Origin of the sequence: Actinomycetospora chlora, from assembly GCF_039542135.1 — a bacterium.
Classification (GTDB): Bacteria; Actinomycetota; Actinomycetes; order Mycobacteriales; family Pseudonocardiaceae; genus Actinomycetospora; species Actinomycetospora chlora.
On the sequence record NZ_BAABHO010000089.1, the window covers coordinates 1 to 13,693 of the forward strand.

12 protein-coding genes are annotated in these 13,693 nt (G+C 78.7%); 8 read left to right on the plus strand and 4 right to left on the minus strand.

Going from position 1 to position 13,693, the window contains the following annotated elements:
* Positions 1–261: hypothetical protein (locus ABD994_RS30155; protein ID WP_345425030.1), on the plus strand; the 261-nt coding region annotated here is incomplete at its 5' end.
* On the plus strand, positions 258–2,528 hold the full coding sequence (locus ABD994_RS30160; RefSeq protein WP_345425033.1) for an AAA family ATPase: 2,271 nt from the start codon (positions 258–260) through the stop codon (positions 2,526–2,528). The genes ABD994_RS30155 and ABD994_RS30160, both read left to right, overlap by 4 nt.
* A gap of 16 nt (positions 2,529–2,544) precedes the next feature.
* On the opposite strand, the gene ABD994_RS30165 is transcribed toward ABD994_RS30160, so the two are convergent.
* Positions 2,545–3,249 (minus strand): LytR C-terminal domain-containing protein, encoded by a 705-nt coding sequence (locus ABD994_RS30165; protein WP_345425036.1) that lies wholly within the window; start codon positions 3,247–3,249, stop codon positions 2,545–2,547.
* Positions 3,250–3,323: 74 nt separating this feature from the next.
* Complete coding sequence (napA, locus tag ABD994_RS30170) at positions 3,324–3,623, minus strand: nucleoid-associated protein NapA (protein ID WP_345425039.1); 300 nt, start codon at positions 3,621–3,623, stop codon at positions 3,324–3,326.
* Positions 3,624–3,776: 153 nt separating this feature from the next.
* On the opposite strand from napA, the gene ABD994_RS30175 reads away from it, so the two are divergent.
* Complete coding sequence (locus ABD994_RS30175; RefSeq protein ID WP_345425042.1) at positions 3,777–4,364, plus strand: peptide deformylase; 588 nt, start codon at positions 3,777–3,779, stop codon at positions 4,362–4,364.
* A 19-nt stretch (positions 4,365–4,383) separates the two neighbouring features.
* On the opposite strand, the gene ABD994_RS30180 is transcribed toward ABD994_RS30175, so the two are convergent.
* Complete coding sequence (locus ABD994_RS30180; RefSeq protein ID WP_345425045.1) at positions 4,384–4,920, minus strand: hypothetical protein; 537 nt, start codon at positions 4,918–4,920, stop codon at positions 4,384–4,386.
* Between the two features lie 126 nt (positions 4,921–5,046).
* Between ABD994_RS30180 and ABD994_RS30185 the strand changes: the two genes are divergently transcribed.
* From ABD994_RS30185 to thiD (ABD994_RS30200), 4 genes are read left to right on the plus strand one after another with little or no spacing between them, the layout of a single operon-like run.
* Complete coding sequence (locus ABD994_RS30185) at positions 5,047–5,955, plus strand: S1C family serine protease (RefSeq protein WP_345425048.1); 909 nt, start codon at positions 5,047–5,049, stop codon at positions 5,953–5,955.
* A gap of 52 nt (positions 5,956–6,007) precedes the next feature.
* Positions 6,008–9,247 (plus strand): ATP-binding protein, encoded by a 3,240-nt coding sequence (locus tag ABD994_RS30190; RefSeq protein WP_345425050.1) that lies wholly within the window; start codon positions 6,008–6,010, stop codon positions 9,245–9,247.
* Positions 9,248–9,290: 43 nt separating this feature from the next.
* Positions 9,291–10,124 carry a bifunctional hydroxymethylpyrimidine kinase/phosphomethylpyrimidine kinase gene (thiD, locus tag ABD994_RS30195; protein ID WP_345425052.1) on the plus strand — a complete coding sequence of 278 codons (834 nt, stop codon included), beginning with the start codon at positions 9,291–9,293 and terminating at the stop codon, positions 10,122–10,124.
* 7 nt (positions 10,125–10,131) lie between these two features.
* Positions 10,132–10,959 (plus strand): bifunctional hydroxymethylpyrimidine kinase/phosphomethylpyrimidine kinase, encoded by an 828-nt coding sequence (gene thiD / locus ABD994_RS30200; RefSeq protein ID WP_345425054.1) that lies wholly within the window; start codon positions 10,132–10,134, stop codon positions 10,957–10,959.
* 50 nt (positions 10,960–11,009) lie between these two features.
* Here the strand turns inward: thiD (ABD994_RS30200) and ABD994_RS30205 are convergent, their stop codons facing one another.
* The gene (locus ABD994_RS30205; protein WP_345425057.1) at positions 11,010–11,699 is read right to left on the minus strand and encodes a hemerythrin domain-containing protein; all 690 of its coding nucleotides are present in this window, start codon (positions 11,697–11,699) and stop codon (positions 11,010–11,012) included.
* 101 nt (positions 11,700–11,800) lie between these two features.
* Here ABD994_RS30205 and ABD994_RS30210 point away from each other — a divergent pair.
* Positions 11,801–13,693: ATP-binding protein (locus ABD994_RS30210; protein ID WP_345425060.1), on the plus strand; the 1,893-nt coding region annotated here is incomplete at its 3' end.

A 13,693-nucleotide genomic window follows, 5' to 3' on the forward strand; every position in this document is an offset into this window, starting at 1 on the left:
TTCGACCTCGACACCGACGCCGACGCCGTCCGGGTCGCCGGCGGCGCGGCCCGGGCCGGCAGCGCGGCCCGCAACATCGGCCGCGACCGCGACGAGCGCCGCGACGGCGACCCCACCGCCCCGATGGGCCCGCCCGTGGCGCCGGGCGACGACGAGCGCGGCCGCAACGGGCGCCGCCCCTCGGACCGTCCCGGTGACGGCCGGCGTCCCCGCGAGTCGCGGCGGCTCGGCCTGCGCCGGCAGCGGGACGACCGCCCGTGAGCGCACCGACCGGGGTCGAGCTCCTCGCGCGGCTGGGCACGTCCGCCGGTGACGCGCGCCGCGGGGTCGTGCGCCTGCACCCCGAGGTGTTCACCGCGCTGGGCCTGCAACCGTGGGACGCGGTGCGGGTCACGGGCGCGCGCACCACGGCCGCCCTCGTCGCGCCGGCCGCCGACCCCGCCGGCCCGGGCACCGCGGTGCTCGACGAGACCACGATGATCAACGCGGGGATCGTCGACGGCTCCACCGTCGGCGTCGCCGCCGCGCCGGTGGCCGTGGCGCGGCAGGTCGAGCTGGCCGGGTCACGCCTGGCCACCGCGGCCCTCGCGCCGGAGACGCTGCGCCTGGCGCTGATGGGCAAGGTCCTGCTGCCCGGCGACACGCTCTCCCTGCTGCCCCAGGACCTCGCCCCCGTGCCGGGGGCCGACGCCGCGGGCGCGCGCCGGGGTCTCGCGGCCGCGCTCGGCGGGACCTGGACCACCGAGCTCGTCACCGTCACCGCCGCCGACCCCGCCGCCGCCGACCCGGGCGCCGCGCTCGCGGTCGGGCCGACGACCGTCGTGCGCTGGCGCAACGGAGCGAGCACGCAGGCGCCGGCGCTCGCCCCGCAGCCCGCGGCGGCGACCCGGACCTCGGGCCCCGCGGCCCCGGCCGGGCCGACCGGGGCGCCGGCCGAGCCCGGGCCCGTCGAGGAGCCGACCGTCGCCGTCGCGGATCTCGTCGGGCAGGCCGACGCCGCCCGCCGCCTCGGCGAGTGGTTCGACCTCGTGTTCCGCCGCCCGGAGCTGCTCGAGCGCCTGGGGGCCGCGCCGCACCTGGGGGTGCTGGTCAGCGGGCCGGAGGGCGTCGGCAAGACGACACTGGTGCGTGCGGTCGCGGCCGACGCGGAGGCGCGGGTGGTGCGGCTCGACGGTCCCGGCGCCGCGGCCATCGAGGCCGGCGCCGCGGCCGCCCGGGTGCGCGAGGCCGTCGACGACGCCACGTCGTCGGCGCCCGGGGTGCTGCTGGTGACGGACGCGGAGGTGCTGCTGCCCGCCGCGGACCCGCCACCGCTGTCGACGATCGTGCTCGAGGCCCTGCGCCGCGCGGCGACGACGCCGGGCGTGGCGCTGGTCGTCACCTCCGGACGGGCCGAGGCGCTCGACCCGCGCATCCGCGGCGCCGACCTCGTCGACCGCGAGCTCACCCTCCCCGCCCCCGGGGACCGCGACCGCGCCGAGCTCCTGCGGGTGCTGCTGCGCGGGGTGCCGCTGGCCAAGGACGTCGACCTGGCGACCGTCGGCGCGCGGACGCCCGGCTTCGTGGCCGGTGACCTCGTCGCGCTGCGGCGCGAGGCGGCGGTGCGGGCCGCGCTGCGGGCCGGGTCGTCCGACGAGGACCCCACCCTCACCACCGACGACCTCCTCGGCGCCGTGTCGTCGGTGCGCCCGGCGTCGCTGTCGTCGGGGTCGCAGACGCTGTCGTCCGGCGGGCTGACCCTGGAGCGGGTCGGCGACATGGTCGAGACCAAGCAGGCGCTCACCGAGACCGTGCTCTGGCCGCTGCGCTACCCCGACTCGTTCGCGCGCCTCGGCGTCGACCCGCCGCGCGGCGTCCTGCTCTACGGGCCGCCGGGGTGCGGCAAGACGTTCCTCGTGCGGGCCCTGGCCGGCACGGGCGCGCTGAACGTCTTCGTGGTCAAGGGCGCAGAGGTGCTCGACAAGTACGTCGGCGAGTCCGAGCGCGCGGTCCGGGCGCTGTTCCGGCGGGCGGCCGCGGCGGCGCCGGCGCTGGTGTTCCTCGACGAGATCGACGCCCTCGCGCCGCGGCGCGGCGGGTCGACCGACGCCGGCGTGGCCGACCGCGTCGTCGCTGCGCTGCTCACCGAGCTCGACGGGGCGGAGCCGCTGCGCGACGTCGTCGTGCTGGGGGCGACCAACCGTCCCGAGCTCATCGACCCCGCCCTGCTGCGGCCCGGCCGCCTCGAGCGGCGCGTCTACGTGCCGCCGCCCGACGCCGCCGCGCGGGCGGACATCCTGCGCGCCGCGGCCCGCGACACGCCCCTGGCCGACGACGTCGACCTCGACGCCCTGGCCCAGGACCTCGATCGCTACTCGGCCGCCGACTGCGCCGCGCTCGTCCGGGAGGCGGCGCTCACCGCGATGCGGGCGTCGCTGGAGTCGACCGAGGTGTCCGCGAGCGACCTCGCCACCGCCCGCGACGCCGTCCGCCCGTCGCTGGACCCGCGCCAGCTGGCCGAGCTCGAGGCGTACGCCGAGCAGGGCTAGGGCTGGAGCAGGGCGGTCAGCCCTGGTTCGCGCCCCAGTTGTTCGTCGCGATGACGATCACGCCCGGCGAGGCGCCCTGGATGCCGTCGAAGCGCGGCATCGAGCGCAGGCCGAACTGGCCGGCGATGGCGTCGGCCGCGCCCTCCTCGCCGGTGCCCGGGCGGTAGTAGACGGTGCTCTCGGGGATGACGCCGCTGGGGTAGTTGCCGACCTCGACGACGTTCCAGCCGCGGTCGCGCATCTGGCCGGCGGCGCGGTCGGCGAGGCCCTGGATGGTCGAGTTGTTGAACACCCGCACCTCGACGGCCTGGTTCACGCCGGCGCCACCGCCGCCACCGGAGCCGCCACCGGAGGCACCCCCGCCGGCTCCCCCGCCACCCGCTCCCCCGCCGGGGACGATCGGGGCCCCGACGGCGGGGCCGCCGGCCGGGGCCGGACCCGTCCCGCCCGGCGCGAGACCACCGCCGGGGGGCACGGCCGGGCCGCCCGGCGGCACGCCGACCGGCGGCGCCGCGGCCTGGTTCGGCGGCGCGGGGGCCGGCGAGCTGACCGCGCCCGGCAGGGGCTGGGCGGTCGGGCTCGCGGGCGCGGCGGTGGGGCTGGACGAACTCTCACCACCGAGGGCCAGCAGGCCGACCACGGCGGCGACGCCCGCGACGGCGAGCAGGACGATGCCCGCGATGCGCATGCGTGAGGCGTCGGCGGACCCGGGCCCAGTCATGTCCTGCTCCCCTCAGCGGGCCGTCGCCCGCTTCCCGCGATGCGACGGATGTCGCCTCGTGGGTCAGGAGACCACTAACGAGGCTCCACTCCGAGGCGACGCGCCGCACGGGCCCGCTGCCGGCTCTGCCTCAGGCGCCTCAGGCGTTTCACGAGCATCGGGTCGGCGGCGAGGGCCTCCGGCCGGTCGACCAGGGCGTTGAGCACCTGGTAGTAGCGGGTGGCCGACATGTCGAACAGCTCGCGGATCGCCTGCTCCTTGGCACCCGCGTACTTCCACCACTGGCGCTCGAACGCCAGGATCTCGCGATCGCGCCGGTCGAGCCCGTCCGCCGGCTCGTCCTGCGGGGGCTGCACCCGAACGGCGTCCGCCACGCTCCTCGCCTCCTGCCACGCTGCCCACCAGGGGGTCCCGCCGACCGAATGACACATCTGTCATTCGGGCCCCTCCATTACAGCACGGCACCCCGACAGCGCGGTGGCTCGAGGCGTCGCGTCCGGGTGGCGGGCGGGCACTACGGTGCGCGCGTGACCGTCAGGCCCATCCTCATCGTCGGGGAGCCCGTGCTGCACCGGCCCACCCGCCCGGTCACGCCCGAGGAGATCGGGTCCGACGCGCTGCGCACGCTCGTCGACGACCTCTTCGAGACCATGGACGCCGCCAACGGCGTCGGCCTGGCCGCCAACCAGATCGGCGACGACCGGCGCGTCTTCGTGTTCGACTGCCCGGACCCGGAGCAGGGCGGCGAGCGCCGCCGCGGGGTGGTGGTCAACCCCGTGCTCACCGCCGATCCGGCGCCGCAGACGATGCCCGACCCCGACGACGACCACGAGGGCTGCCTCTCGGTGCCCGGCGAGTCGTTCCCGACCGGTCGCGCCGAGCACGCCGAGGTGCGCGGCACCGACGTCGACGGGACCGAGGTCGTCGTCACCGGCACCGGCTACCTCGCCCGCTGCCTGCAGCACGAGACCGACCACCTCGACGGCCACCTCTACCTCGACCGCCTCGTGGGCCGGAACAAGCGCGCGGCCCGCCGCGCCGTCCGCGACCACGGCTGGGGCGAGCCGGGCCACGCGTGGATGCCGGGCGTCGACCCCGACCCGTTCGGCTACTGAGCGACCGGCGGCACGGGCCTCAGGGCGCCCGGCGGCCGCCACGACGACTGTCGTCGGCCGCCTCCCGCTGGGTGTCGTGCCGGCTGCCGTCGTCGGAGGTGTAGACGGTCGCGTTCGCCCGGGTGTCGTACCGGACGTCCACCCCGGCCGGCTGGAGGGTGCCCACCAGCGCAGCCGCGTCGACGCCGCCGGCGTCGAGGATGCGGTCGGTGGCGCCCGCGTCGGTCCCGCCGGTCCCGCCGGTCCCGCCGGTCCCCCCGGTCCCCCGCACCGGGTCCGGGACGCCGTCGCGGTCCGCGTCGACACCGCCCCGCTCGAACACGCCGTCCTGGTCGGCGTCGACGGCGGCCGTCTCGAGGTAGCCGTCCCGGTCCTCGTCGAGTCCCGCCGTCTCGAACACGCCGTTGCCGTCCTCGTCGGCGACGACCGCGTCCACGCTGCCGTCGAGGTCCCGGTCCAGCCAGATGACGTCGACGACGCCGTCGTCGTCGCGGTCGCCGTGGTGGGTCTCGACCACCCCGTCGCCGTCGTCGTCGATCGGCGTGTACTCGTCCATCACGGGGTCCTCTCGCCGGGGCTGACGGTCGTTCGACGACGCACGCGCCCGGAAAGGTCCCGCACGCCCGTTCCGCCGACAGCGGACGGGCCGCACGCTGCCGCTGCAACGGTGTAAGCAGGAGGCATGGACGAGCTCGACGCCTACTCCCGCACCGTCAGCACGGTCGCGGCGGACGTGGGTCCGTCGGTCGCCGCGGTGCGGGCGGGGCGGGGCAGCGGGTCGGCGGTGGTCGTCGACCACGGGGTGCTCGTCACCAACGCGCACGTGGTCGGCGGGAACCGCGACGGGTCCGTGGCCTACGCCGACGGCACCGAGGGGCGGGTGACGGTGCGCGGCACCGACCCGCTCTCCGACCTCGCCGTCCTCGTGACGCCCGACCCCACCCCGCCCCCGCTGGAGCTGGGCGACGCCGGGCGGCTGGTGGTCGGGCAGCTGGTGGTGGCGGTCGGCAACCCGCTGGGCCTGGCCGGCTCGGTGACGGCCGGGGTCGTCAGCGGCCTGGGCCGGGCGCTGCCGGTGCGCAGCGGCACGGCCAGCCGCGTCGTCGAGGACGTCATCCAGACCGACGCGGCGCTCAACCCCGGCAACTCCGGCGGCGCCCTGGTCGACGCCTCCGGCCGGGTCGTGGGGATCAACACCGCGGTCGCCGGCGTCGGCCTCGGGCTCGCCGTCCCGATCACGGCGACCACCCGCCGCATCCTGGACACCCTGCGCGCCGAGGGGCGCGTGCGGCGCGGCTACCTGGGCCTCATCGGCGCCCCGGCCCCGCTGCCCGCGGACGTCGCCGACCGCCTGGGCCGGCCGAAGGGGCTGCGGGTGGCCGAGGTCGTGCCCGGCAGCCCCGCGGCGCGGGCCGGGCTGCACGCCGGCGACCTCGTGGTCTCCGCCGACCGCGAGCCGGTCAGCGATGCCCAGGGCCTGCAGCGACGGCTGTTCGCGACGTCGATCGGGCGCACGATGCCGGTGACGGTGCTGCGCGGCCACGCGATGGTGGACGTGCTCGCGGTGCCGTCGGAGCTGACCGAGCACTGACCGGACACTGACCGCCCTGCCCCGGCGGACGGAGGCACCTACCCTGGATCACGTGGAGGAGGGCCGACCGCCGGTCGCGATCGGTGTGCTGGGCCCGCTGCGCGCGACGGTCGACGGGGCGCCGGCGGACCTCGGCGGGCCGGCACGCCGCGCGGTGCTGGCTCGGCTCGCGCTGGCCGCGGGCCAGGTCGTCCCCACCGACCGGCTGCTCGAGGACCTCGCCGAGGGCGAGCCCACCCGCGGCGCCCTCGGGGTCCTGCAGGCCCACGTCTCCCACCTGCGCCGGGCCCTCGAGCCGGGCCGGGCCCCGCGCACCCCCGCCCGCGTCCTCGTCTCCGCCCCGCCCGGCTACGCCCTGCGCCTCGACGGGCCGGCGGCCCTCGACGCCGCCCGCGCGACGGCCCTCGTGGACCGCGCCCGCGAGGAGCCGCCGGCGGCGGCCGCGGCCACCCTGCGCGAGGCGCTGGCCCTGTTCCGCGGCCCGGCCTACGCGGAGTTCCTCCACCTGCACTGGGCCCGGGCCGAGGCCGCGCGGCTCGACGAGCTGCACCTGACGGCCCGGGAGCGCCTCGCCGCCGCCGAGCTCGAGCTGGGCGGGCACCTCGACGTCGTCCCGGCCCTCGAGGGGCACGTCCGCGCGCACCCGCTGCGCGAGGAGGGCGTCCGCCTGCTGGCCACCGCCCTGCACCGCGGCGGGCGCACCGCCGAGGCCCTCGACCTGCTGCGCGGCACCCGCGCCCGCCTGCGCGACGAGCTCGGCCTCGACCCCGGGCCCGCCCTGGGCCGGCTCGAGGCCGCGGTCCTGGCGTCCCCGCCGCCGCTGCCCCCGGCGCGCCGCGAGGCCGCGCCGGCGGTCGAGGTCCCCCTCGGCCGCGACGCCGAGCTCGCCCGCCTCGACGCCGCGTCGGCGCGCGTGGCGGCGGGGGCGGTGGAGCTGGTCCTCGTCGCCGGGGAGGCCGGATCGGGCAAGACGACGCTGGTCGACGCCCTGGCCGCGCGGCGCGCCGGGGACGGCTGGACCGTCAGCCGCGGACGCTGCCCCGAGGTCGACGGCGCGCCCCCGGCCTGGGCGTGGACCGAGGTCCTGCGGGAGCTGACCGGCACCGGCGACGAGCCCGACACCCCGTTCGCCCGCGGCCGCGCGGTCCTCGACGCCCTCGACGGCGCCGCACCCGTGCTCGTCACCCTCGACGACCTCCACCGCGCCGACGACGAGACCCTGCGCCTGCTGCGCATGGTGGCGACGGGCGCGGGGTCGCGGCTGCTCGTCGTCGCCACCCACCGGCCGGAGGAGGACGTCGCGGCGCTGGAGGCCACGTGGGCGGCGCTGGCGACGGTCGTCGCCGACCGGCTGGCGCTCGGCGGCCTCGACGCCGACGCGGTCGGGGCGCTGCTGGCTCGGCACGGGCTGCGCACCGACGCGGCGGCCGCCGCGGCCGTCGCCGACCGCACCGGCGGCAACCCGCTGTTCGTCCGCGAGGTCGCCCGTCTCGCGGCGGGCTCCCCCGGCGAGGGGCGCGCGGTCCCGGCCGGGGTGCGCGACGTGCTGCGCCGCCGGCTGCGCGACCTGCCCGGACGCTCGCGCGCGGTGCTCGCGCACGTCGCCCTGCTCGGGCGGGCGGCGGACGTCGACGTCGTCGTGGCCGTGCACGCCGCCGGGGGCGGTGCCGACGCGGTCGGGGACGACGCGGAGGACGAGGTCCTCGACGGGCTCGAGTCGGCCGTCGCGGCGGGCGTGCTCGTCGAGGCCGACGGCGCGCGGTCGGTGCGCTTCACCCACGACCTGTGGCGGGAGGTCGTCGCCGACGAGGTCCCGCGGCTGCGCCGGGCCCGGCGCCACGCCCGCATCCTCGAGGTCCTCGAGCGCCACGGCGCCGGGCCCGCCGAGCTCGCGCGCCACGCCCTCGCCGCGGGTGACGTAGGCGCGCCCGACCGGGTGCTGGCCCACGTCACCGCGGCCGCCGCCGCGACGATGGCCCGCGGCGCGTTCCGGGCGGCGGTGGCGCTGTGCCGCGGCGGGCTGGCCGCGCTCGGCGGCACCGGGGGCGCCGACGTCGTGGTCCTGCGGTGCGCCCTCGTGGCCGCGCTGGCCGCGTCCGGGGCCGGCGAGACCGCCCACGCCGAGCGGGCGACCGCCGTCGCCGCGGCCCGCGCCGTCGGCGACCCCGGGCTCGTCGCCCGGGCCCTGACCAGCCTCGACGCCCCGATGCCGTGGCCCGTCCGCGGCACCGGCGGGCGGATGGCGCCGCTGCTCGACGAGCTGCTCGACCCCGCCCGGCCGGACGGCTGGCGCGCCGACGACGAGACCCGCGTGCGGCTCCTGCTCGCCCTGGCCCGCGAGGTCGAGTTCCTCCAGCCCGAGCGGGCCGCCGCCGTCGCCGCCGAGGCCCTCGAGCGGGCCCGCGCGCTGGGCCACACGCGGCTGCGGTGCAGCGCGCTCAACACGGCGTTCCTCGTCAACTCCCAGCCCGAGTGGTGGGACACCATCGAGCCGGTGGGCCGCGAGATGCTCGCCGTCGCCCGCGACGGCGGCCACGCCGACCAGCGCGCCGAGGCCCACCACCTGCTGTTCTGCGCCGCCGTCGTGCGCGACGACCTGGCCGAGGCCCGCCGCCAGGCCGACGCCGCGCTCGCCGCGGCCACCGACGGGCAGCTGGAGATGACCCTGGCCTTCGTCGGCCTCCACGACGCGATGCTCGCGCTGACCGCCGGGCGCACCGACGCGGCCGAGCACACCTACGCCGAGGAGGGCCGGCGCCTCGCGGCGGCGGGGGTGCCGCACGCGGTGGTGCTCGTGCAGGTCGCCCGGTTCACGCTCGCGATGGCGCGCGGGGACACGTCGCCGCTGCTGGGGGCGCTGCGGGAGATCGACGCCGCGTTCCCGCACTACGTGCACGACCTGCTGGCCCTCGCGCTGCTCGACGGCGGCCGCGAGGACGAGGCGCGGGCGGTGTGGGCGCAGCGCCTCCCCGTGCCGCGCGACTGGAGCTGGGGCGGGCTGCTCACCGTGCAGGGCCTGGTCGCGGCGCGGCTGGCCGACCGGGAGCGGGCCGGCGAGGCTTACGCCGCGCTCGCGCCGTCGGCCGGGCGGTGGGGCATGTCGGTCACCGGCATCCTGGCCTTCGCCCCGATCGACCTCGTGCTCGCGCGCCTGGCCGGCGTGCTCGGCCACCCCGACGACGCCGTCGCGGCGCACCTGGCGCGGGCGGCGGACGTCGTCGGGGACACGGGGCCGTGGCGGGCCCAGGTGGAGGCCGAGCGCGGGTTGCTGGCCGCCGCCGCGCGTCGTTAGCGTCCGGCGGTCGCCGGGCACCCGCCCGCTCGTGGAGGCCACCGTGGACGCAGCCAGCCCGCCGGTCGCCCTGGCCATCGCCGGCACCGACTCCGGCGGCGGCGCCGGCATCACCGCCGACGTGCGGGCGTTCACTGCCTGCGGGGTGCACGGCGCCGTGGCCGTCGCGGCGGTGACCGTGCAGAACTCGGTCGGCGTCTCGGGGTTCCACGCGATCCCGCCCGACGTGGTGGCCGACCAGATCCGCACCGTCGCGGGCGACATGGGCATCGACGCGGCGAAGACCGGCATGCTCGCCTCGACCGAGATCATCCGCGCGGTCGTGGCCGCCGCCGACGAGGTGGGGCTGGGCACGCGCGTGCCGTTCGTCGTCGACCCCGTCGCGGCGTCGATGCACGGCCACCCGCTGCTGGCCGACGACGCCCTGGGCACGCTGCGGGACGAGCTGATCCCGCGCGCGACGCTCGTGACGCCCAACCTCGACGAGGTCCGCCTGCTCGTGGGCGTCGACGTCACCGACACCGACGGCGCCCGCGAGGCCGCTCGCTTGCTGGTGGGGCTGGGGGCGGGCGCGGCGCTGGTCAAGGGCGGGCACCTCGAGGGCTCGCCCGAGGTCGTCGACCTGCTGCTCACCGCCGACGGGAGCGAGCACGTGTTCTCGTCGCCGCGCCGGGAGACCAAGCACAGCCACGGCGGCGGCGACTCCCTGGCGTCGGCGGTCACGGCCGGGCTCGCGCGCGGCATGGCCCTGCCCGACGCGGTCGCGCTGGGCAAGGCGTACATCACCCGCGCCGTCGACCACGCCTACCCGCTCGGCGCCGGCCACGGCCCCGTCTCGGCCCTGTGGTCGGTGGCGGACTGGGAGCGGCAGCGATGATGTCGCGATGGCCGAGACCCCACCGCGCGCGCTGACGATCGCCGGCTCCGACTCCGGCGGGGCCGCCGGGCTGGAGGCCGACCTGCGCGCGATGACGGCCTGCGGGGTGCACGGCTGCGTCGCGGTGACGGCGGTGACCGTGCAGAACTCGCTGGGCGTCTCCGGGGTCCACCTCGTGCCGGCCGGCACGGTCGCCGCGCAGGTCCGGGCCGTGGTCACCGACATCGGGGTGGGCGCGGCCAAGACCGGGATGCTGGCGTCCCGGGAGATCATCGACGCGGTCGCGGACGTCGTCGACGAGGTGGGGATCGGGCGGGGTCCCGAGCTCGTCCCGTTCGTCGTCGACCCCGTCGCGGCGTCGATGGCCGGCGACCCGCTGCTCGCCGAGGACGCCATGGAGGCGATCCGCACGCGGCTGTTCCCCCGCGCGGCGCTGGCGACGCCGAACCTCGACGAGGTCCGCCTGCTCGCCGGCGTCACCGTCACCGACGCCGGCACCGCGCGTGAGGCCGCGAAGGCCCTGCACGCGATGGGCCCGCAGTACGTGCTGGTCAAGGGCGGGCACCTGCGCGGCTCGCCCGAGGTGGTCGACCTGCTCTTCGACGGCGAGGAGTTCACCGAGTTCGGTGGGCCCCGCATCGACACCCCGAACGTCCACGGCGCCGGTGACGCCCTGGCGAGCGCGACCTGCGCCGCGCTGGCCCGGGGCCTGGCGATGCCCGACGCGGTGGCGTCGGCCGAGCGCTACATCCGCCGCGCCGTCGCCGAGTCCTACCCCCTCGGCGCCGGCGTCGGCCCGGTGTCGCCGCTCTGGGCCGTCGACGCCCACCGGTGAGGTGCCTTCGGCAGGTGAGCAGAAGAGCGTGCCGGAGCACTGATTTCTGCTCACAAGGCGGAGCCACCCCCGAAGACCAGCTTCTCCGCCCGGCGCAGGCGCCAGCGGGTGACCGGGAGCAGCACCATGAGCACCGGGCCGGCCGCGCGGCGCAGGTCGGCCAGCTGCTCCGGGGTCGCGGCGGCGGCGACCCGCGGCAGCACGAAGGGCATGTCGCCGCCGCGGTCGCGCACGGCCGCCTCGACGGCGTGCCACTCGGACTGCGGGACGTGGGCCAGGATGATCGGGAAGAGGTCGCGCTCCTCCTCGGCGATGTGCTCGGCGAGCAGGTCGGCCAGGGTTCCGAGGCGGCGGGCGAGGGTGACCGCGGCCGGGTGGCCCGGGACGTCGTCGGCCGGCAGCAGCGCCACGGCCTCCGCCGCCGCGCGCACCTCCGCGAGCAGCGGGTCCAGGGCGGCGTGGTCGTCGGTCAGGGCCGCGAGGTCGACGCGGTCGCCGGCCCAGCGCTCGAGGACCGGCCAGAGCACGTCGTCCTCGGCCTCGTGGTGGTGGTGGATCTCGTCGGCGACCCGGCCGATCCAGCGGGCGAGGGCGACGCCGCGGGCCCGGTCCACGCGCTCGTCGCCCGTGACGATCCCCGCGGCCAGGTCGGCCAGGCGACGCGTGTCGGCGCACATCGCGCGGTGACCGAGGGTGATGCCGAGGAGGTCGTTCTGGCGGGTGGGGACGGCGGTGGTCATGATGGCTGCTCCGTTCGTGGTTCTCGAGATGGCGCAGCGTGAGTCTGTGGCGGCGCTCTTGCGAACGACTTGGCGTCACGGCAAGTGCTTAGGATCAAGGCGTGCCACGGGTCGAGGTGCGGGTCCTCGGGCCCGTCCGCGTCCTGGTCGACGGCGCGGAGGTCGACCTCGGGGGCCCGCTGCGCCGCGCCGTGCTCGCCCGCCTCGCCGTCGAGGCGGGCGCGACGGTGTCCACCGACCGGCTCGTCGACGACCTCTGGCGCGGCGAGCCGCCGCCCCGCGCCCTGGCCGCGCTGCAGGCCCACGTCTCTCACCTGCGCCGGCTGCTCGAGCCCGACCGGGCCCCGCGCGCGGCGGCGACGGTGCTGGTCAGCGAGCCGCCGGGCTACGCGCTGCGGGCCGGCGAGGGCCTGGACACCGCCGCCGTCGCCGCCCTCGCGGCCCGCGCCGCGGACACCGACGACCCCGCGACCGCGCGCGACCTGCTCGCCCGCGCCCTGGCGGCGTGGCAGGGCCCGGTGCTCGGCGAGTTCGCCGACGAGGCCTGGGCCGCGCCCACCGTCACCCACCTCGAGGCCCTGCGCGCCGACCTGACCCGCCGCCTGGCCGCCGCGGAGCTCGCCACCGGCGACCCCGCCAGGGCCGCCCGGCGGCTCGTCGCGCGCGTCGCGGACGCCCCGCTCGACGAGGAGGCCGTGCTGCTGCTGGCCCGCGCCCGCTACCGCGAGGGACGGCAGGCCGACGCGCTGGCGCTGCTCGCGGCGACCCGCCGCCGGCTCGCCGACGACCTCGGCCTCGACCCCTCGCCCGCCCTGCGCCGCCTCGAGACCGCGCTGCTCGCGCAGGATCCGGAGCTGGACCCGGAACCGGCCACGCCCGTGAGCAGGCCCCGCCACGACCTCCTCGGTCGCGACACCGAGCTCGCGCGCCTGCGCGCCGCCGCGGAGCGTGCCGGCGGCAGCCCCGGCGAGCTGGCCCTGGTCGCCGGCGAGCCCGGCGCCGGCAAGTCGACGCTGCTCGACGCCCTCGCGGACGAGCTCGCCGCCGACGGCTGGCGCACCGTGCGCGGCCGCTGCCCCGAGGTCGACGGCGCCCCGCCCGCCTGGGCGTGGACCGAGGTCGGCGCCGCGCTCGGCACGGAGACGTCCCCGGACACCTTCCACACCGGGCGCGCGCTCGTCGCCGCCCTGCGCGACGCGACCCGCGAGCGTCCCGTGCTCGTCGTGCTCGACGACCTGCACCGCGGCGACGACGCCACCGCCCGCCTGCTGCGGGCCGTGGCCGGCGAGGCGGTGCGGCGGGTGCTCGTCGTCGGGGCCTACCGGCCGGTCGAGTCCGACGAGGACCTCGACGCCGCGATCGCCGCGCTCGTCGGCGTCACCGGCGAGCGCCTCGAGCTGGCCGGCCTCGACCCGGCCGCGTGCGCCGCGCTCGTCGCGCGCCACGGCGGGCTCGCCGAGCTCGACGCCGGCGCCACCCCGCGCCTGGAGGACCGCACCGGCGGCAACCCGCTGTTCGTCCGCGAGCTCGCGCGCTGGTGGGCCGCGGGCGGCGACCCCGAGCACACCGTGCCCGCCGGCGTCCGCGACGTCCTGCGCCGCCGGGTCGCGGCGCTGCCCGCCGCCACCGGCGCGGTGCTGCGGCAGGCCGCCGTCCTGGGTCGCGACGTCGACGTCGGCGTGCTCGTCGAGCTCGAGGCGGGCGAGCTGGACCGCGTCCTCGACGCGCTGGAGTCGGCCGCGGCCGCGGGTCTCGTCGTCGAGACCGGCCCGGACACCGTGCGCTTCGACCACGACCTCGTCCGCGAGGTCCTGCACGCCGACGTCCCGGCCCTGCGCCGGGGGCGCGCGCACGCCCGGGTGCTCGACGTCCTCGAGGCCCGCCGGCCCGGCGACCACGGTGCGCTCGCCCACCACGCCCTCGCCGACGCCACCGCGGTCGTCAACCTCCGCGCCGCCGGGGACGTCGAGGCGGCCGCCGCCCGCGCCCGCGAG